The following is a 19,657-nucleotide window of genomic DNA, read 5'->3' on the forward strand; positions in this document are numbered from 1 at the left end:
CCTAAAGCTACTGGTTTTTTTATACCCTCTTGTTACCTTGTTACTTTGTTAATTCGTGGTATTAACCACGATAACCAAACAGTTTTTTACTGATGATTTCATCTATAACAGGCTGAGGCAAGGCTTGCTGCCATTCGTCTGAGCCTTTGGCTATCTGCTTTAAGATTTCTCGTGAGAAATAGCTAAACAGATTGATGTCGCTGGATTCAATGCTGGTAATAAAGCCATTATCTAAGAGGTGACGGTATAGGTAACGCAAGTTATTGGGCACATTCACTGTGGTTAAGTCTTTCAACTCGCCGGTTTCACTGAGCTCAGGGTAGACAAAAACCCGAGTATGATCGGGAAACAGTTTACCGAACCCTTCTAAAATACCGCCTTCAAGGCCGCGGTAAAAAGTCTCATCGAAGATTTGCTTAATGTTAATCATGCCGACCACTATGCCAATCTGCAGCTTAGTGTATTGGCGGAAATAGGCCCTTAACGAAAAATAGCGGGTGTAATCCGACACCATTACATTGTAACCGAGTAAATTAAGCAGTTTGACTCTCTCTATGATGTCTGTAGATGACATATTGGCATCTTTGCCATGGCTGTCATTTAATGAGATTTCGGCGATCACTATGGTATTGTCCTTGCTGACGCCCTCAAGCTCGGCAAAGGCTTTCTCCCCTTGTTCTATCATGTCGACATTGAGCTTAGTCACAGGTTTGAATGAACCGCGAATAGTTAACACATTCTTTTTGTAGAGCATTTCAGCGGGTACCGCGACGCTACCATCGGGCTTAAACATGATGGCGCGAGTTTTCCAGCTGCGAATTAGGTGAATATTCTTAGCCCGACTGTCTATGTCTTCAAAATAGGGACCTTGGAATTCGATGCAATCAATTTCAATCCGATTGGCTTTTAAATCATCGGTTAATGAGTCGATGATTTTTTTAGGATCTTCAAAATAGTAGTAAGCGGCGTAAATAAGGTTAACGCCGAGGACCCCGAGGGCTTGTTGTTGGGCTTCAGCGTTATCGTCAAACATGCGCACATGGACCACGATATTGGACGGCTCGGCGCCGGGGTACATCTGTACTCGTACACCACACCAGGCATGGCACTCGTTATTACGATTAAAGCTCTTGGCAGCCACTGTGGCGGCGTAGGTAAAATAACGTGAAGACTTGGAGCGCACATCACCGACCCGCTCAATCACTAAATCAAGCTCTTGTTCCATCATGGCTTGGACACGGGCTTTACTGACGTAGCGGCCGTCTTGCTGCACACCGTAAATGGCATCCGAGAAGGTCATATCATAGGCTGACATGGTTTTTGCTATGGTACCCGCAGCGGCGCCTGCCACAAAAAAATTGCGCGCTACTTCTTGTCCAGCACCAATTTCAACGATAGTACCGTATTTCTTATCGTCTAAATTCAGACGTAATGCTTTTTCCTTGGTACCGCGAGTGCTCACTTGCTTATTCATGCTGTCTCCAACCTATGGCTTAAGTTACTGACCAATACCTTTGGGCTAAGCCGATATTCGTCCTGCATATCTTAGTGTAATCTTTCAAATTTTTATAGGGTTACCACAGAATAGATCTGAAGTAGTACCTCAGAATTGATGTTGTTGATGACGCTTAACAGGTATAGTCTAGCGACTATTTGTTGTCTCCTAAGGAAGTCTAATGTTCAGCCCGCGTCTTTTAAGTTTAGCCATACTCATCGCCCTTGGTGGTTGTTCACCTGATCCTATCGTAGAAACACAGCCTGTTGAAATTTCACTTTCCCAAGCCTCGCCTCAAGTGAACCTTGCTAGTGCTGAGCAACAACTTGAGGCTGCGGTAGCAAACTTTGCCAGCGATTTTATTCAATTGCAGCCAGCCATGGCGACGTCATTGAATTTATCTCAAGGGCAAGCGGGAGATTTTCAGCGCCGCCTACCGGATTATTCCTCCCAAGGGGTACAGGCCTTTAAGCTGCAAATGCAACAAGCTGCCCATGCCTTGGCCAGCATTGAAGCCCGCGGTCTTAGTGATGAGCAGCAGCGGCATAGATTGATCAATCAAGTTATCGGCCAATATTACGCGGGCCTTGCAGATTTCAACGCCGGCTATATTGACACTTGGGCAGGGCACTTACCGTATATTGTCAATCAAATAAATGGCCCCTTGATTGATATTCCTGCCATTTTAGCCGATCAACAAACCATTAATAGCCTAGTGGATGGCCAAGATTATCTGGCGCGTCTTTCTGCGCTGGCCCTCATGGTGGGGCAAGTGCAATCCAAAGTGGCCGAAGATGCTAAAGAAGGGGTGATTCTTCCTAAGGCATTATTCCCTAATACATTGAAGTATCTGGCAAACTTTGTCGCCTCTCCAGCCGCAGAGCATAGCTTAGTGACAAGCTTTGCGACTAAACTCAGTAACGTGCCTGAACTGACGCCAGAACAAGTACAGGCCTTAACAGATAAAGCCATTGCACAAGTAGAAACCAACATTTACCCAGCTTATCGCTCATTAACGGCATTTATGTTGGCGCTGGAAGCTAAGGCGCCTACCGAGGTGGGCATTTGGGCTCAGCCGAACGGAAAAGCCTTTTATCAGCATGGGATAACCTATCTTGCCGATTCAAGCCTCGGCGCCGATGCCATCCATCAACTGGGTATTGATGAGGTGACGCGTATAACCAAGGAAATGGACGCTATTTTAAGCGCCAATGGGTACACTGAAGGCAGTGTTGGTGAGCGCATGCTAGTGCTTAATCAAGAGCCTCGTTTCTTGTATGAAAATTCAGACGCGGGCCGTCAACAATTACTTAATGATTTAAGCGCTGAAATTAAGCGGGTAATGGACAAGGCGCCTTCGCTGTTTTCAAGCTTACCGCCTCAAGAAGTGGTGGTGAAACGCGTGCCCGTTGAAACCCAAGCCGGCGCAGCCGGTGGCTCTTATGTACCTCCTGCACTGGATGGTAGCAGAGCAGGGGTTTACTTTATAAACTTAATGGACATGACCTCTATTGTGAAATACGGTCTAAAAACCTTAACTTACCATGAGGCTGTGCCCGGACATCATTTTCAAATTGCGCTGAATATGCAACAAACCGACATAGGCTTGATGCGCCAGAATGCCTCTTTCAATGCTTTCATCGAGGGCTGGGCGTTATACGCCGAACAAGTGGCGTTCGAAATGGGCATGTATGAAAACGATCCTTGGGGCAACTTAGGTCGCCTACAAGCCGAAGTCTACCGCGCCGCTAGGTTAGTGGTGGACAGCGGACTGCATCATAAAAAGTGGAGCCGTGCAGAGGCGATTAGCTACTTTGCGACCGCGACAGGCTCAACAGAAGCCAATGTGGCGTCAGCCATCGACAGGTATATTGCCTGGCCGGGTCAAGCCTTAGGTTATAAGCTGGGTATGTTAAAGATTGTCGAGCTGCGCGAGCTTGCCAAAACGGCCTTAGGCGATAAGTTTGATATCAGGCAATTTCACGATTTGATTTTATTGCCAGGGGCACGCCCTATGAGCGTGGTAGAAGCCGATGTTAACAACTGGATTGCTAAGAAAAAATCATAATCACCATCTGTCCGCAGCTGGCCATTACAGCGCCTAATTTTCTGTTAAGAGAAGCGATAAAGCCCGTTGCTAATACAACGGGCTTTATCGTTCTGACGGTAATGACCGCTTGAATATGGGACAGAGAGCTTGCGCTAAGCTGCCATGATGTCATTAGAAATGAGCCAATTCTCTTGTCAAAATGGCATGTTTACGTGTCTCTCCCCAACGATAACCCCCCAGCTCGCCATTTTGTCTAAGGACTCTGTGGCAGGGAATAATTAACGCGACTGGATTAGTTCCAATTGCCGTTCCAACCGCACGGGAGGCTTTCGGCTTACCAATGAGTTGAGCTATGTCGCCGTAAGAGGCGACTTCACTCTGCTGTAATGTCAGCAAGGCCCGCCATACATTTAACTGAAAGTTGGTGCCTCGCACCCACAAAGAGAGCGGACTGGGATCCGGTTTAGAGCCAGAGAACAATGAATCAATCACTTTAGCTGTCTGGATCTTATCTTCGATAATATCCGCATTACACCAGTTTTGCTGTAAGTGGCGCAGGGGGGCCTCTGCATCATGCATATCTACAAAATCCAATTGGCATATGCCTCTTGATGTTTGTGCTAAGAACACTAAACCGTAGGGGCTAGTATGATAACCATACACTATGCTTAGTCCTTGCCCTTTTTGCTTAAATTCTGAAGGTGTAACGGCTTCAATTTGGACGAAATGGTCGTACAGTCGAGAGCCGCTACTCAAGCCAACTTCATAACTTGCATTTAAGGTCGAAAGGGGCTGCTTTCTAAGCAGATTCTTTGCTCGCTCTAGGGTAAGTGCCTGTAAATATCGTTTAGGCGTGACCCCAGCCCAGCGGCTGAACAGCCGCTGGAAATGATATTCACTTAAATGTATGTGCGCTGCAACTTCCGCCAAGGTCGGCTGGTTGCCGACGTTGTTTCGAATAAAATCAATTGCTAGCGTTATCCGCTCGTAGTCATCAGTCATAACTCACCAGTTCATTCACTATGTTTTGCAAATCGAGACGCCACCATCAACTAATAGGGCGGTTCCAGTTGTAAAACTCGCTGCATCAGAAGCGAGGTAGAGAGCCGATTGTGCTATCTCTGTGGGTGCAGCTAACCGCTTTAATGCATGAATACTTTTAACAAATTCAAGAGACTCGGGGGTACTTGCAAATTCCCGTCCCATCTGGGTATCAGTACCTCCAGGCAGTAAGGCATTAATTCTAATATTACGGGATCCATACTCTACGGCCAAAGCCTTAGTGAGTCCGACCAATCCAGCTTTACTTGCGGCATATGCTGCATTTTGTGGAAACCCGATAGTGTAACCTACGAAGGAAGAGGTGAAAATAATAGCGCCTTTTCCTCGTTTAAGCATGTGCTCTAATTGATATTTTGCTCCGAGAAATGAACTTGTGAGGTTGGTGGTTAGGGTATTATTCCACTCTTCTAAGGAAAGTTCCGTTGAATCAATTCCTAAGGCGCCATTAGTGGCTGCATTGTTAAAAGCAATATCCAAACCGCCGAATCGCTCACTGGCAAGTTCAACCAATGCTTTGGCGTAAGATTCGTCTTTCACATCTCCAGGGAGGGCAATTGCCTTCCCGCCTAATTCAGTAATTTCACTGACTAGTTGCAAAAGCTTTTCACTGCGTCGAGCGCCGACAACCACCTTAGCTCCCTCTAATGCGAATAATTTTGCCGTCTCATAGCCTATTCCGGAACTCGCACCTGTGACGATAGCCACTTTATCTTTAAGCATTGCCATACAAAGTATCCTAAAAAATCGATTCACAGCAAGTATTGCTGTGATTGCTAAATCATTATGCTGTTCAACCTTAGTCTGAAGCGAACCGAATCTTGCTGTCATTTGAGGGGGATTAGCCTCATCAAGGTAAAGTAATGCCTGAGATTTTATGTTAAAGAGGGCACTAGAAAGGTGGCGTTATTTAGATTTTTAGAGCTGAATTAAGCCTCATTAATACAGCAGAGTTACTGCTATGAGTCGCACACTCTAGGTTATGTTCTATTACTTTTTCGAAAAGTGTGAGCAACAACTAACTCTCACATAATCTTCATACCAACAGCGTTTTTCTTCTACTGCTAAGGCTTGCTGTGGCTTATAGGATCTTTCCTTAGATGAGTCGCCCAATTATCTCAGCAGAAAGTGTGAGCCATCACTAAGTTTGATACTAATCCCATATTTTTTTTGCGGCTTTTTCTTATACTGTTTGTAACTCGAATCTTATTATCGGCAAACGCTGGATTAGCGTACTGATTTGCATTATCTGCGGCAGTGATTTATTGCACACAAGATAGAGCATTTAGGTAAACCCTAATATTGGGTGCGTTTTCCTCACATAGACTAAGGTTTACTGATCTAGATCAACTCACAGTGAATTAGCCCAGTAGTAGTCTCGAGTCAGGCGCTAACTTGGCCATCAATGCGCTTAAATACAGATTCAACCACACGAAAGATGTCAAAGCTTGGAGGGTTCATGAGTCAGAACACACAATCAGAAAAGCGTACAGAGCTTAAGATTTTTATATTTTTGACTGTCTTTTTAGCACCAATCTTGGCCGTGCTGTTTGTCAGTGCACTGGGCTTTAGTATTTGGTTTAGCCAAATACTCATGGGCCCACCAGGTGCTGGCTAAATGCGGCTTAACGGCCGAGCAGCGAAGAACAATAATCAATAACAAAGAGATGCATTTTAATGAGCAATGAACTTCACGTAACCAGCCTAATTGTTCAAGTCAAACCTGAGATGATGACTCAAGTAAGGCAAGCTATTTTGGAAAACAAACGGGCGGAACTGTCAGTGAACAATGAGGTTAAGTTAGTCGTGGTGTTGGAAGGCGCAAATCAAAAATCCTTGTTGGATGATATTGCGGTCATCAATGCTATGCCCGGTGTCTTGACGGCCACCATGGTATATCACCAATGTGAAGTGCTTGAAGAGGGTGAAATATGAATATGAACAGACGCGATTTTATGAAAGCCAATGCGGTGATCGCTGCGGCAAGTGCAGCCGGCTTAGCGCTTCCCGCCGGTGCCAGTAACTTAATTACCAGCTCAGAGCAAACCAAGCTTGAGTGGAATAAAGCCCCATGCCGTTTTTGCGGTACAGGTTGCTCTGTGATGGTTGCGACTCGAGAGGGCAAAGTGGTCGCAACCCATGGTGATGCCAATAGCGAAGTCAACCGCGGCCTTAGCTGCATTAAAGGATATTTCCTCTCGAAAATCATGTATGGCCGCGATCGCTTGACTTCACCTATGCTACGCATGACAGACGGCAAGTACGATAAGCACGGTGAGTTTACCCCGGTTTCTTGGGAAAAAGCCTTCGATACTATGGCTGAGCGTTGGAAAGCCACGATCAAGGAGAAAGGCCCAACCGCGGTTGGCATGTTTGGCTCAGGCCAGTGGACGGTATGGGAGGGCTATGCTGCGGTTAAGCTGATGAAAGCAGGCTTTGGCACAAACAACATTGACCCTAATGCCCGTCACTGTATGGCATCTGCGGTAGCAGGTTTTATGCGCACCTTTGGTATTGATGAGCCTATGGGTTGCTATGATGACATGGAAGCCGCCGATGCCTTTGTGCTTTGGGGCTCTAACATGGCCGAGATGCACCCTATTCTTTGGACCCGGGTTACAGACAGACGCCTGAGTGCACCCCATGTGAAAGTGGCGGTGTTGTCGACTTTTGAGCACAGATCCTTCGATCTTGCCGACTTGCCTATGGTATTCCATCCGCAGACAGATTTAGCCATCTTAAACTTCATCGCTAACTACATCATTCAAAACAACAAGGTCAATTGGGATTTTGTTAATAAGCATGTGAATTTCCGTAAAGGCACCACAGACATTGGCTATGGTTTGCGTCCGGCGCACCCAACCCAAATGAAGTCTAAAAATGCCGCCACGGCCAACGACTCAACCCCAATCGATTTCGAGCAGTTTAAAAAGTTTGTTGCCGATTACGATGTCGAGTCAGTGAGTAAGCTCTCTGGTGTACCTGAGCATAAACTGCTTGAGCTTGCTGAGCTGTATGCGGATCCCAAAGTCAAAGTGACCTCATTTTGGACCATGGGGTTCAACCAGCATACTCGCGGTGTCTGGTGTAATAACCTGATGTATAACATTCACTTACTGGTAGGTAAAATTTCTACACCAGGCAATAGCCCGTTCTCATTGACTGGTCAGCCCTCGGCGTGCGGTACTGCCCGTGAAGTGGGTACCTTCTCTCATCGTCTGCCTGCGGACATGGTGGTGACAGATCCAAAGCACAGAAAAATTGCAGAAAACATTTGGAAGATCCCAAGTGGCATTATTCCAGAGAAACCCGGTTACCACGCGGTGGAGCAGAGCCGTCGACTTAAAGATGGCGATCTAAATTGTTACTGGGTGCAAGTGAATAACAATATGCAGGCAGGGCCTAACATCAACGAAGAAGGCCTGCCTGGGTATCGCAATCCGGCTAACTTCATCGTAGTCTCAGATGCTTATCCGACTGTGACGACACAAGCCGCTGACTTAATCTTACCTACCGCCATGTGGGTCGAAAAAGAGGGCGCCTATGGTAATGCTGAACGCCGCACTCAGTTTTGGCATCAAATGGTAAAGGCGCCAGGGGAGTCAAAATCTGATCTTTGGCAATTGATGGAGTTCTCAAAGCGCTTCACTACCGATGAAGTTTGGTCAAAAGCTGTGTTAGATGCCAACCCTAAATACAAAGGTAAGACACTGTTTGAGGTTCTGTTCAAAAACGGTCAAGTAGATAAGTTTCCGTTAGCGGATGCCGATCCTAAATACATGAACGATGAGAACGATGCTTTCGGTTTTTATGTACAAAAAGGCTTATTTGAAGAATACGCGACCTTTGGCCGTGGTCATGGTCACGATCTAGCCGATTTTGATACCTACCATAAAGAGCACGGTCTTCGCTGGCCTGTGGTGGATGGCAAGGAAACTAAATGGCGCTTCCGTGAAGGCTCAGATCCTTATGTTAAAGCGGGCACAGGTTTTGAATTCTACGGTAAGCCCGATGGCAGAGCGGTTATTTTTGCACTGCCCTATGAGCCTGCGGCAGAAGCGCCAGATGAAGAGTTCGACATGTGGTTGTCCACGGGTAGGGTGCTTGAACATTGGCATTCAGGCTCTATGACACAGCGAGTGCCCGAGCTTTATAAAGCCTTCCCTGATGCTGTGTGTTTTATGCACCCAGATGATGCCAAGAAGCGTGGCCTGCGCCGTGGGGATGAAGTCAAAGTCATGTCTCGGCGCGGTGAAATTAAGACCCGTATCGAGACTCGCGGGCGCAATAAACCCCCCGTGGGCTTAGTATTTGTTCCTTGGTTTGATGCAAGTCAGCTCATTAATAAAGTCACCTTAGATGCAACAGATCCCATTTCTAAGCAAACCGACTTTAAAAAATGTGCCGTTAAGGTAATCAAGGCCTAAGGAGAACACTGATGAATATTATCAAAATCGCGTCAATGCTAGCTGTATTAGGCCTATCGTTTGCTGTGTTAGCCACGAGCGTGCCAGAGGATCAAATCGATACCTTGCGCCTAGCCCCTATTAACGTCGAGCCAACGCCGCCTGCGATGCAAAAAGTGCTCAACACGGATTTAAAGCAGGTGCGTAACTATCCTATGCAGCCGCCGTTGATCCCCCATAAGATCGACGGTTACCAGCTGGATCTCAAGGTGAATAAGTGTATGCAGTGCCATGCTCGTACTAGCACAGGGCATTCACAGGCGCCTATGGTGAGCGTGACTCACTACATGGACAGGGACAATAACTTCTTAGCGGACCTTTCACCAAGACGTTACAATTGCACTCAATGCCACGTGACACAACTGGATGCTAAGCTATTGGTTGAAAATGACTTTGTCGATATCGATAAGTTGATCAAAGCCGATGCGGCCACTAAAAAGTAGGAGTCACTATGTTAGATAAACTGAAACAAATCTGGAAGATAGTGAATCGTCCCAGTGTGCATTACAGTTTAGGCTTCTTGACCTTAGGGGGCTTCTTAGCGGGGATCATCTTTTGGGGGGGGTTTAACACCGCCCTTGAAGTCACCAATACCGAGAAGTTCTGCATTGGTTGTCATGAGATGGAAAACAATGTCTATCAGGAGCTACAAACCACCATCCACTTTACTAACCGAAGTGGGGTGCGCGCAACCTGTCCTGATTGTCATGTGCCCCATAACTGGACTGATAAAATTGCCCGTAAAATGCAGGCCTCCAAAGAAGTCTGGGGTAAGATTTTTGGGACTATCAGTACTCGTGAAAAATTTGAGGCCAAACGTCGCCACCTTGCTGAAAATGAATGGGTACGTTTAAAGGCTAATGATTCCTTGGAATGTCGAAATTGTCATAATTTCGATTACATGGATTTCACCCGTCAGTCGACCCGTGCAGCTCAGATGCACTCAACCTCTTTGGCAAGCGGCGAGAAAACCTGTATCGATTGCCACAAAGGCATAGCCCATCAACTGCCAGATATGCATGGGGTAGAAGGCTTCTAGACGAAAGTTAGGGAGCAGGTTAATTGAAAAAGGTCAGCACTGCGCTGACCTTTTTTATTGCTTAAATTCAGTAGAACATGCAACCAATTACAAGGCCTTAGGATTCAGCGCAGCCTTGAGGTTTGGGGAGAATTTAATACGGGGTACATTTTGACCTTCAACCTCTATGCTTGCACCTGTTTGGGGATGGCGGGCAATTTGTGGTAAACGGTAACTGAGTTCGAAGGTACCAAATTGTGGCAGAAAAACTTTCTCACCTTCGATCAGAGCCTGTTTTATGGAGGCTAACACTTGTTCTAATTCCATTTTAGTCTGACGTTGGGACTGTTGAAGTTGGCGGGACATGGAGGCGATTAACTGCTGTTTGTTCATGTGTTTACTGACCTTGAATGCTTGAACAAAAAAGTAGGCCTGCTTATAACAAGTTTTATGGGCTATTGAAAGCAAGCAAGTCCCTGGTGGCGATTGTTTGTTCCACTTGTATTGATTTTCATCAGTTTCACTTCACTTGCACGCCAAATCGGTCATCGCACAAGATCCATTACCCCTGAATAATTAATCCCTGACACGGGCTCACTGGGAGTAAATGTTTGCCATACTTGAGGCAAGGTTCCTTATCGGAGGGATTTATGAGAAATCTTGTTGCATTCATGCTCGCCTTGAGCTGTTGTTCGACCTTAGTGCTCACGACTGAAGTGAGTGCTGATGAAGTGAGCCCTTTAGAGGTAAACGTTTCAGAGGTGCTCGCCAACGACAGGTTAATAGACGTTACAGATGATACAGCTCAAGCCTTGAGTCCGGCCCAGACGCCTGACAGTGACTTATTGGATCATTTACGCCTGATTGCCCTTGCCGAGCCTAGTGCTCAACGTCATCAATGGCTTCATATTTTGCATCAGGGGAGCGCGGCTCAGCGGCTCGAATCTAGTGATAACATTTATCAGGATATTGTCAATTTTTGGCAGCAGCGCCAAGTACCTATGAGGGGCGGGGTTGAACCGCTGGCAAGGGATGAGTTTAATCCGCTATCTGACAGGCAAAAAAGCTTGGCTATAGAGCCTAAATCCAACATGTATCTGGCGGTCATGAATCATGTGCGGCGTATGCTGTGGTTGGATGAAAATGCCGACTGGCCAGTGATAGACCCACAAGGTTTACTGCGCAGGAATGATGGTCATGCCAGCATTCCTGCTATAGCGGCCAGATTAAGCTTATTGGGCGACTTTCATGGTGCACATCAAGGATATGTACTTACTCCTGCCTTAGAGAGCGGACTTAAGGCATTTCAGCGCCGTCATGGTCTAAAAGATGATGGTGTTATTGGGCCAAAGACCTTGTCTTGGCTAAATCAGCTGCCCATAGAAAGGGCCAGGCTGTTGGCGGTCAATTTTGTCGAACAAAGTCGTTATCAGGCGCAGCTCGATGACAGCTATCTGTTAGTGAATATCCCCGCTTTTGAAATGGTACTGGTGGATAAAGGTCAAATTGTGCTGCACTCACGGGTGATAGTGGGAAAAAGCTATCGTCAAACCCCGATAATGTCTGGGGCGATTTCTAATCTGGTGATAAATCCAACTTGGACAGTACCCCGTAGGTTGTTGCGCCAAGATGTGCTGCCCCATGTCAGAAAAGACGGTCGTTATTTAGCGGAAAAACAGTTCGATGTATTTAATTATCAAGGCCAAAAACAACTGCTCACTGCTGAGGAATGGCAATCCTTGGCTTACACCCGCTTTCCTTACAAGTTAGTTCAGCGCCCTGGTGAGCATAATTCCTTAGGGCGTTATAAATTTCATTTTAATAACGATAAAAATATCTATCTGCACGACACCCCTACGCCTGAGTTGTTTGCCAACGCGGAGCGGGCGCTGTCTTCAGGTTGTATTCGTATCGAAAAAGTTGCAGAGCTGGCTAACTGGTTTGCGGTCCACAGAGTTAATGACAAGCGGACCTGGCGCAGATTACAGAGCAGTAAACACAAAACTCAATGGTTTTCTTTAACTCATAGTTTGCCGGTTCATCTGGTCTATTGGACCGCTTGGGTGGATGAGCATCATCTAGCGCAATATCGTAGCGATATTTATCATAGAGGCGTACAAGTGCCAATCGATCTGGTAAAAAATTGATCGATGGCATTTATTCATAAAGTCGCTAAGTGATTGAGCTAATTAGAAGTCAACAAAATTGTCTATTTTATATTCAAACAATTAGCCTGCTTGACTTGCAATTATCAGTCTTTCGGTTTAATTTGCTCACCAGTTGTGTGAAAAACAAACAAATGATTGGTGGTTGAAAATGACATTAGCATGCCCGACTCGTCGGCAGATTTTACTTGGCCTAAGCGGTGTTGCCGTGGCCAGCTTATTACCTAACAAGGCACATGCCAGTCGCAGTAGTAAAGGGGTGAAAGAGCTGAGTTTCTATAATCGCCACACAGGCGAGCGCGGACAGGGTGACTTTTGGGTTGATGGTCAGTACCAAAAGGATGCCTTAAAAGCGTTCGAGCATGTGCTTAGAGATCACAGACAAAACCTTGCAGCCCCTATGGATAAGCGTCTATACGACTACCTGTTTAAGTTACAACAGTTGGTGGAATATCAAGATGAGATCCATGTTATTTCGGCTTATCGTTCACCTAAAACAAATCAGATGTTAGCGTCGCGAAGCAATGGCGTTGCCAAGAAAAGCTATCATATGAAAGGCATGGCGATGGACATTGCTATGCCTGGGGTAAAGCTAGCCCACCTTAAGGACGCGGCAAAATCCTTGAAGCTTGGCGGGGTGGGGTTTTATCCTAGTTCAGGTTTTATTCATGTGGATTGTGGCCCAGTGCGTTCTTGGTAGCAGCAACACGCTTAGGCCACTGAGTTTGTCTTCTTGTAAATAAGACATTATGGTAAAGCCTACTTGTTGATTACTTGTGTGTATGTTAGTATCCGCGCGTTTATTTGCACTCTCGTGTTTCAAGTGACGATTAAGATGGACACTTGGGGCTGAAAACCTTGAAATTTGTGGTTATCATAACGAGAATGCCAGGTAGAAATTAGACGCTATGAAGGACACGACATTAGATCTTCATCAGCCCGAGTCTAGTTTTTACTAATGAAATCAACATTGGTCGAGAATGTTGATCCTTTAATATATTATTTATTTTTAAGTGAGAAACTCATGTCTTACACTATCCAAGCACAAATTCGTACTGAAATCGGGAAAGGTTCGAGCCGCCGCCTACGTCATGCGAACAAAGTTCCAGCTGTTATCTATGGCCCAGGTAAAGAGCCAATGGTTATCGTTTTTGACCAAAAAGATATCATCAATATTCAAGCTAATGCTGATTTTTACACTTCTGACGTTACCCTAGTTGTTGACGGTAAAGATGTAAAGGTTCGTGCTAAAGCCATGCAACGTCATGCTTTCAAGCCACTGATCGAACACGCAGATTTCATGTTTGTTTAATTAGTAAATTGAATGAAAAAGCGCCCTAGGGCGCTTTTTTTGTTTTAAGGGCTTAAAGCCTGAGTTTACTATCCTTGGTATGACGCCCTTCAAATGGCAAGGATGATGCTTAATCCCGTACTACTGCGAAGTGCCACACTCATGGCTTACTCTATGTCGAAACTGTAGTAGAGATCCAGCGACTGGCTTAAGGTGCCTGATACGGTTTCTAGATAGAGCTGAGACAATAAGTAATACCTGACCGTCATTTCATAACCGGGATTAAAGACGCCCATGCCGTATTTCACCATCAAATCTTCGCCAATATAGCCACTGAGGGCGACTCGGCCTTCGTCATTGGCATCGAGTTGTACATTGCTAAAGCCAAATTTCTCAATTAATCCTGAGGCAGTACTGCCTAAGCTATTGATGGCACCGCCATCGAATTGTGAACCTAAACTGAGGGCTGCACTCATCATTAAGGCATTGTTCTGCTGATTGTTACTGTTAGTAAAACCTGTGCCTTTGAGAATGTACGACAGTATTTCTGCTTGCTCCTTGGCGGGAGTTGAAAATAAGGTGACCACTGGCCTTAGTGGGGTGCCAGTGATCCTCACACCTGCGGTGAGATCTTCATCTTTAATTTGTCGCACCGCTTGAATATTAAGGTTAGGATTTTCAGCCGAGCCGACAAATTGCACTTCACCTGTACTTATTTTTAAGCTCTGGCCCATAAAACGATAGCTGCCCTGGCGGATCTTGATATCGCCATAGAGCAGTGGTGGTTTGAAGGCTTTTTGTTTCAATACTAGCTTACCACCTAGCTTACCGGTTAAACCTAAGCCATCGATCAATACCCCTTTGCCGACACTGATATTCAGATCGGCAATGATGGCATAAGGACTGGTTTTAATTTCTTGGGCCGAAATGGAGTCATTAAACACCACATCCGTGGAGACAGGAACGCCGCCATCCGCCAGTGGGACTATCTTTATCTGTCCCGACGGTACATTGATATCACCCGTGACAGACAATTTCTGGCGATTAAAGTTGAGGTTTATTGCCGGTGACACATCTAAAATGGCCAGCGGTGGCTGAATAAAGGCTAAGGAGTCACCTGCAATGGCGAGTTCTCCGCTAAATTGACCTTGAGGCCAACTCAGTGTGCCTAGCACCTTGCCTTCGCCTTTACCCATAAACCAGTGGCCAGATAAGTTGCCTTGTTGACCGGATAAGGCCAAGTCTAGGTAAATTTTGTCCATTAGCGTCGGGTTACTGGCTAGGGCAACAGCGCCATCGACGAGGCGAATATTGCCAGAAATATCTGGCTCGGCTAAGGTGCCAGCGAGTAAGAGCTTAGTGGAAATAACACCTTCAAGGGTGGCAAGCTGGGGGAAAAACTCCCCAAAAGGTTGCAGGTTTAAATGATTGACGTCTATCTCGCCGCTCAAGCTTCTCTGCTCATCATTAGCGATACTGAACTGGCTTTGAAATTGGGCTATGCCTTCAGAGTTAATGCCAATTTGGCCTGAAAGTGCCTTTTCATCCAGCTGAGCCGCGAGATTAAATGTTTGATAATCAAGGCTAATGAGGTTATTTTTGGCACGAATTAAGGTGATATTGCCTGGCAGTAATGCAAAATCGAGTTTAGCCGTTGGCCGAGTGCCTTCACGCCAATGCACTTGAGCTGCCAGTGTTGCCTCGCCATCCCAACGCATCTTTTTGGATAGCACAGGTGCCAGTAACTGACCCGGATTGCCACTGAAGGCCAAATTAAGCTGGCCTTGCTTACCGATATTGATAGGGTCAACCAGGCAAAGTCGGCTTTGTGGGTGCTGTAAACAAAAGGGACTGATGCTGCCTTTACCTTGTTGCCATTCTAGTTTAGCGGGATTATTGAGTTGCCATTGGCCAACTTTGGTGGTGATGCTAAGGCGCGCGAGTTCGGCGCTGAAGGCGTCTGTTAACTGTTGATATTGACTGTTTAATTCGCCTTTAATAGCAAGTTCGCCTTCGGAGCTTATTGTCAGGCTTTGCTGGCTAATATCCCCTTGGGCTAACAGGCTCACGTTGGTTACTTGATGTTTTTTCCAGTTCAGTAAATTGTTTGTGAGTTTCAAGGTAAATTGATGAGCCTCTTTAGGGGAATAACTGCCTAAAAGCTGCACATAATCAAGGCTTGCGCCCTTGGCACTAAACTGACTTAATTCAGTTTGCATCGTCAGTAATGGGGTCGCTTGTGGGCCGCCGATATTGGCTGTGGCTGTTATGCTGCCTCTGGCGTAGCTTAGCCATTGGCTGATATCGGGCACATCGAGCTTAGCCTTCACATCCCATTGATCCTTCACTTCACCGTGGACACTTAGGCTTGCACCTAGGGCCTGAGCTTCTAGCGCGTTCGCTTGGAGGTTAAACTGACTATCGGCACTAATATCACCCGTAATATAAAGTGGGTAGCCATTCACATTGCCACTTAAGTTGGCTTGGGTCACAGACACTTGCCATGCTTTGGCTGACATTTCCCCTTGGGTGGTTAAGCTGCCATTTATCATGCTGGTGGTGAGGTTAACGGTTTGGCTAAGTTCAGGGCTTAATAGCTCATTTGGGATCAAGGGCAAGAGTTGCTGTAATTGCAACCCTTGAGTGCCGAGAAGCGCGTGCCATTGTAAATTGTCTTGTAGGCCAATGTGATAATTGACCTCAGCGCTGACATTTAATTGCCCAGCGTTGGATGACATTGTCAGTTGCTGAACTGTGAGCATTTGGTTTTGATGCTTAAGCTGAGTATCAAACTTCATGGTCACGCTTTCAGGGGGGGTATAGCTTAGGTGTTTCTCTGAGCTTGGTAAAGCCGCTGAGTTTGGGATAGTGACAGTACTTTTTGTGTCGTTAATCTTATCATTCACTTTGTCTTTAAGCTTAGCTGTGATGTCACCAAGCAGGCTTAGCTGCTGGCTATGAATGTTGCCAGAGGACATTAGCGCCTCAATATTCCCGTGGTATTGGGGGGCTGATAATGGCCACTGCAGCTTACTGTCTGTCAGGCTGAGTTGGTAGTCTAACGTGTCTGAGGTGAGGGCTATATCGGCTTGCAGATTAAACTCGCTTTGACCTCGACCTTGAGCCTGCAGTTTGAGGTTACTTAAATCTTGGCTAAACCCTAAATTGATTTTTTGATCAGCAAGCCCTGGGAACTCGCTAAGACGGGGTATATTGAGAGCTAGGTTGAACTCCAGCGGATAGTTAGCGCTAAACGCCAGCTGACCTGTTAATACCGCGCTAGCCTCAGCATAGCTGAGTTGCAGGTCACTGACTCTGAGTAGCGAGTCCTTCATGCTGGCTTTAAGTTCAATATGAGAGAAACTGTCTTGGCGCTCGCCTAAGGTTAACAAGCTTTGAGTTGCGATAAAACGCTTTACCCGGATAGGGAACGGCAAGGTGATTTGTGGTAAGTCGGTTAAGGCAAACTGGCTTAAATCTTCTAAACCTTCAATGCTTGGACTTGGTGTATTGGCAGTGGTTTGAGGAATAGACACATCCAGCCCCTGACTTTCTAGGAGGCGAACGGTTAATCCTGAAGAGTTCCAAATGGCGGTGCCACTGACTTCATCGGCCTTAAAGTCCATATCATTGATCTTGACTTCAATTTTCTTAAGGCTAGTGTGACTTAACAATATGGCCATGGGCATCTCAAAGGCAGCATAGACAGTGTCTAGCAGTGTTTGCTGCTCTGGCTCTTGGTGCTCATCATAGCTGTCAACCACAGCCGCGGATGGATCTTGGGCTGAGTCTTGGTAGCTGACACTCACAGCTTGAGCGCTAAGATTTTGGATGCACACTTGCCAATTAAGCAAGCAACTAGGTTGCCAGCCAAAGGTGATGCCTCTGGCTTCAATACTCAGCTCATAGAGTCGATAACTGGCGTGAGACAGGCTAATTTCACGGTTTAATGTGCCTGACAGGTATTCAAGCTCAAGATCCGCCACTAAGTTATTGGCTAAAATAATCGCCCCATGGCTGCCCATGGGCGTGCCGAGCATTAGGGCCAAAAGCATAAGCAGTGCCAAGGGTAAATATAGGCTTAATCTTAGGCTGTGTTTGAGCCATTTCAGCAGCCTAGCGAATGCTTTGTGTAACTTAGGCTTACTCGATGCGGCAAGGTTTTTGTTGTCCGAGGCATGAGTGTCAATTAAGGCGCAGGTTTCTTCTGGCAGATTGGGGCTCTCATGGCTCATAGCTCAGTTCCCATGGTGAGATGAATACGCCATGAGCGAGCGACAGTGTCGGTTTCTTTTAAGCCGACGCCTAAATCGAGCTTGATAGGGCCGATAGGTGAAATCCAGTGCACACCACTACCCACAGCCAGCACGGGATCAAATTGCTTGGTATCGAAGGCATTGCCACCATCGATAAAGCTTGCCAGTCGCCATGTGGGAGTCAGGTAGTATTGATATTCAACACTTGCTACCGCGAGGTAGCGTCCGCCAACCACTTGGCGGGAGGTTCCGCCTTCTGCATTGGTGTATTCGATATGTGGGCCCAGTTCTTGGTAGCCATAACCGCGAATACTCTGATCGCCACCGGCAAAATACCGCAATGATGGCGGTATGTTGGCCATGTCTTCAGTGTCGGCAAGGTTGGCGGCTAAATCGAGTCTGGCAACGAACCTGTGGTTATCAAATAGGGTATCTATCCACTTGAAACGGCTCTGCAGGCGGGTGAGACTTAAGCTGGAACCTAAGCTCCCATCGGCATGCTCTATGTGGTAAATCTGCCTAAATCCTGATTTAGGGTCTAAGCTATTGTCACCCCGTAGACTGCGGCTAAACCCCATCCCAAGTAAGTAGATTTTTGGGTTGAAGTCCTGATTTAATTGATTATATTCTTCATGAACCGCTTCGAGTGAATAACTCCACAACCACTGATTATCAAGCTTTTGCTGCCTAACTAAGCCAAACAATTGCTTGCTTGACTCAAGCTGGCCTGTGTTAGCAAAGGTTTTCTCTGTGGGTAGGTAGTCCTGAGTGACACCGTATTTATCCCGTAGTAATCCTAGCCTGATATTGAGTTTATCGTTCAACACATGGGTTAATGGGATGGAATAGGTGGTTAAGAACTTAGGTCTGTCAGGAGACCACTCCAAACTGGTTTCTTGACTGTGACCCAAGTGATTAATTTGCGGTGTGCGCCAGGTGAATCTCACTCTAGGCTCGACGCTTTTTTCACTGGTGTTGCCTATGTCTGCACCCACACCGACCTCAAAAGAGTGGCTGTTTCTGTCTGTGAGTTCGACCTTGATGGGCACTAAGTTGTCATGAATTTTATCAATTTGTGGCAGCACTTTAATGCTACTGAAATAACCTGAGTCCAGCAGGTTTCTGTGTAGGGCAGACAGTTGCGAACTGGCGTAGGGCATGTCGGCGTCGAAGGGGACGAGTGTTTGTAGTAAATCATCATCTAGGCTGTGGCCGCTAAAGGTCACTTCATCGAATTGATAACGCTTACCTGAATCAAAATGCAGGCTGATTCTAGCACTATTGAGATCACGATTGACTTGAATTTCAGCCAGGGTGTACTCGGCATCGAAATAGCCACGGGTGAGAGCCAAGGTAGTGAGTTGAGATTTAATCTCCAAATAACGGCCATGATTGAGTGTGTCTCCGGGCAGTAATGTGATGCTATCGAGCCACAAATTAAAGGCATCATCGCTGCGCATCTCACCACTGAATTGGATATCAACCCATTGCACTAAGGTAGGTTCACCTGGAGTAACAGCTATTTGCAGTTGCCAAGGTTCAGAGTCTGATTCGATAACCGTCAGCTCCACACTACTATGGTAGCGGCCTAAGGATTCGAGGGCGGCGGTGATGTTATCTTCTGCGGTAAAAAGGTAGGCTCGGCGCTGCACATCGGATTCAGGATCGGCGCCAAGATGAGCGCGGATATTACGGGCTAACTTGCCCTTGACTCCAGTCACCTTAATGCTCAACCAAGTGTTGTCACCAAAGGCTGGAAAAGACACCAAAGGGGCCAGTATTAGCCAAAAACACAGCAACAATAAACGAGGGGACATTAACAATCGGGGCGCTTTATCAAGGATAATCTGACCCTAT

General features: G+C 46.4%; 15 protein-coding genes. 9 read left to right on the forward strand and 6 right to left on the reverse strand.

The window, feature by feature from the left end; all coding sequences use genetic code 11:
* Positions 1-61: 61 nt before the first annotated feature.
* Positions 62-1,474, reverse strand: coding sequence for a hypothetical protein (locus SDEN_RS07805; RefSeq protein ID WP_011495934.1), 1,413 nt, complete (start codon positions 1,472-1,474; stop codon positions 62-64).
* Positions 1,475-1,676: 202 nt separating this feature from the next.
* On the opposite strand from SDEN_RS07805, the gene SDEN_RS07810 reads away from it, so the two are divergent.
* Entirely contained in the window at positions 1,677-3,563 is a 1,887-nt protein-coding gene (locus tag SDEN_RS07810) for a DUF885 domain-containing protein (RefSeq protein WP_011495935.1), read from the forward strand.
* Between the two features lie 153 nt (positions 3,564-3,716).
* Here SDEN_RS07810 and SDEN_RS07815 read toward each other — a convergent pair whose 3' ends face one another.
* Positions 3,717-4,547: a bifunctional transcriptional activator/DNA repair enzyme AdaA gene (locus tag SDEN_RS07815; RefSeq protein ID WP_011495936.1), complete on the reverse strand. Its 831-nt coding sequence runs from the start codon at positions 4,545-4,547 to the stop codon at positions 3,717-3,719.
* Between the two features lie 18 nt (positions 4,548-4,565).
* Positions 4,566-5,333, reverse strand: a complete 768-nt coding sequence (locus SDEN_RS07820) for an SDR family oxidoreductase (protein WP_011495937.1) — start codon at positions 5,331-5,333, stop codon at positions 4,566-4,568.
* Positions 5,334-6,063: 730 nt separating this feature from the next.
* Here SDEN_RS07820 and SDEN_RS07825 point away from each other — a divergent pair.
* Genes SDEN_RS07825 through SDEN_RS07845 form a run of 5 tightly spaced genes read left to right on the forward strand, consistent with a single transcriptional unit; the run spans position 6,064 to position 10,109 of the window.
* On the forward strand, positions 6,064-6,222 hold the full coding sequence (locus SDEN_RS07825; RefSeq protein WP_041405730.1) for a periplasmic nitrate reductase, NapE protein: 159 nt from the start codon (positions 6,064-6,066) through the stop codon (positions 6,220-6,222).
* 59 nt (positions 6,223-6,281) lie between these two features.
* A complete protein-coding gene (locus tag SDEN_RS07830; RefSeq protein WP_011495939.1) occupies positions 6,282-6,539 on the forward strand; it encodes a chaperone NapD in 258 nt (85 codons plus the stop codon).
* A gap of 2 nt (positions 6,540-6,541) precedes the next feature.
* The gene (gene napA / locus SDEN_RS07835; RefSeq protein ID WP_011495940.1) at positions 6,542-9,031 is read left to right on the forward strand and encodes a nitrate reductase catalytic subunit NapA; all 2,490 of its coding nucleotides are present in this window, start codon (positions 6,542-6,544) and stop codon (positions 9,029-9,031) included.
* Between the two features lie 11 nt (positions 9,032-9,042).
* Positions 9,043-9,513, forward strand: coding sequence for a nitrate reductase cytochrome c-type subunit (locus tag SDEN_RS07840; RefSeq protein WP_011495941.1), 471 nt, complete (start codon positions 9,043-9,045; stop codon positions 9,511-9,513).
* 8 nt (positions 9,514-9,521) lie between these two features.
* The gene (locus SDEN_RS07845; protein ID WP_011495942.1) at positions 9,522-10,109 is read left to right on the forward strand and encodes a cytochrome c3 family protein; all 588 of its coding nucleotides are present in this window, start codon (positions 9,522-9,524) and stop codon (positions 10,107-10,109) included.
* 87 nt (positions 10,110-10,196) lie between these two features.
* On the opposite strand, the gene SDEN_RS07850 is transcribed toward SDEN_RS07845, so the two are convergent.
* Positions 10,197-10,481 carry an HU family DNA-binding protein gene (locus SDEN_RS07850; protein ID WP_011495943.1) on the reverse strand — a complete coding sequence of 95 codons (285 nt, stop codon included), beginning with the start codon at positions 10,479-10,481 and terminating at the stop codon, positions 10,197-10,199.
* Positions 10,482-10,738: 257 nt separating this feature from the next.
* On the opposite strand from SDEN_RS07850, the gene SDEN_RS07855 reads away from it, so the two are divergent.
* From SDEN_RS07855 to rplY, 3 genes are all read left to right on the forward strand, one after another.
* A complete protein-coding gene (locus SDEN_RS07855; protein WP_011495944.1) occupies positions 10,739-12,235 on the forward strand; it encodes a L,D-transpeptidase family protein in 1,497 nt (498 codons plus the stop codon).
* Positions 12,236-12,404: 169 nt separating this feature from the next.
* Complete coding sequence (locus SDEN_RS07860; protein WP_011495945.1) at positions 12,405-12,953, forward strand: DUF882 domain-containing protein; 549 nt, start codon at positions 12,405-12,407, stop codon at positions 12,951-12,953.
* Positions 12,954-13,277: 324 nt separating this feature from the next.
* A complete protein-coding gene (rplY, locus tag SDEN_RS07865; RefSeq protein WP_011495946.1) occupies positions 13,278-13,565 on the forward strand; it encodes a 50S ribosomal protein L25 in 288 nt (95 codons plus the stop codon).
* A 146-nt stretch (positions 13,566-13,711) separates the two neighbouring features.
* Here the strand turns inward: rplY and SDEN_RS19780 are convergent, their stop codons facing one another.
* Positions 13,712-17,779: a translocation/assembly module TamB domain-containing protein gene (locus tag SDEN_RS19780; RefSeq protein ID WP_011495947.1), complete on the reverse strand. Its 4,068-nt coding sequence runs from the start codon at positions 17,777-17,779 to the stop codon at positions 13,712-13,714.
* Positions 17,776-19,617: an autotransporter assembly complex protein TamA gene (locus SDEN_RS07875; protein WP_011495948.1), complete on the reverse strand. Its 1,842-nt coding sequence runs from the start codon at positions 19,615-19,617 to the stop codon at positions 17,776-17,778. Before SDEN_RS07875 ends, SDEN_RS19780 begins: the two co-directional genes overlap by 4 nt.
* Positions 19,618-19,657 lie beyond the last annotated feature (40 nt).

Origin of the sequence: Shewanella denitrificans OS217 (genome assembly GCF_000013765.1) — a bacterium.
Classification (GTDB): domain Bacteria; phylum Pseudomonadota; class Gammaproteobacteria; order Enterobacterales; family Shewanellaceae; genus Shewanella; species Shewanella denitrificans.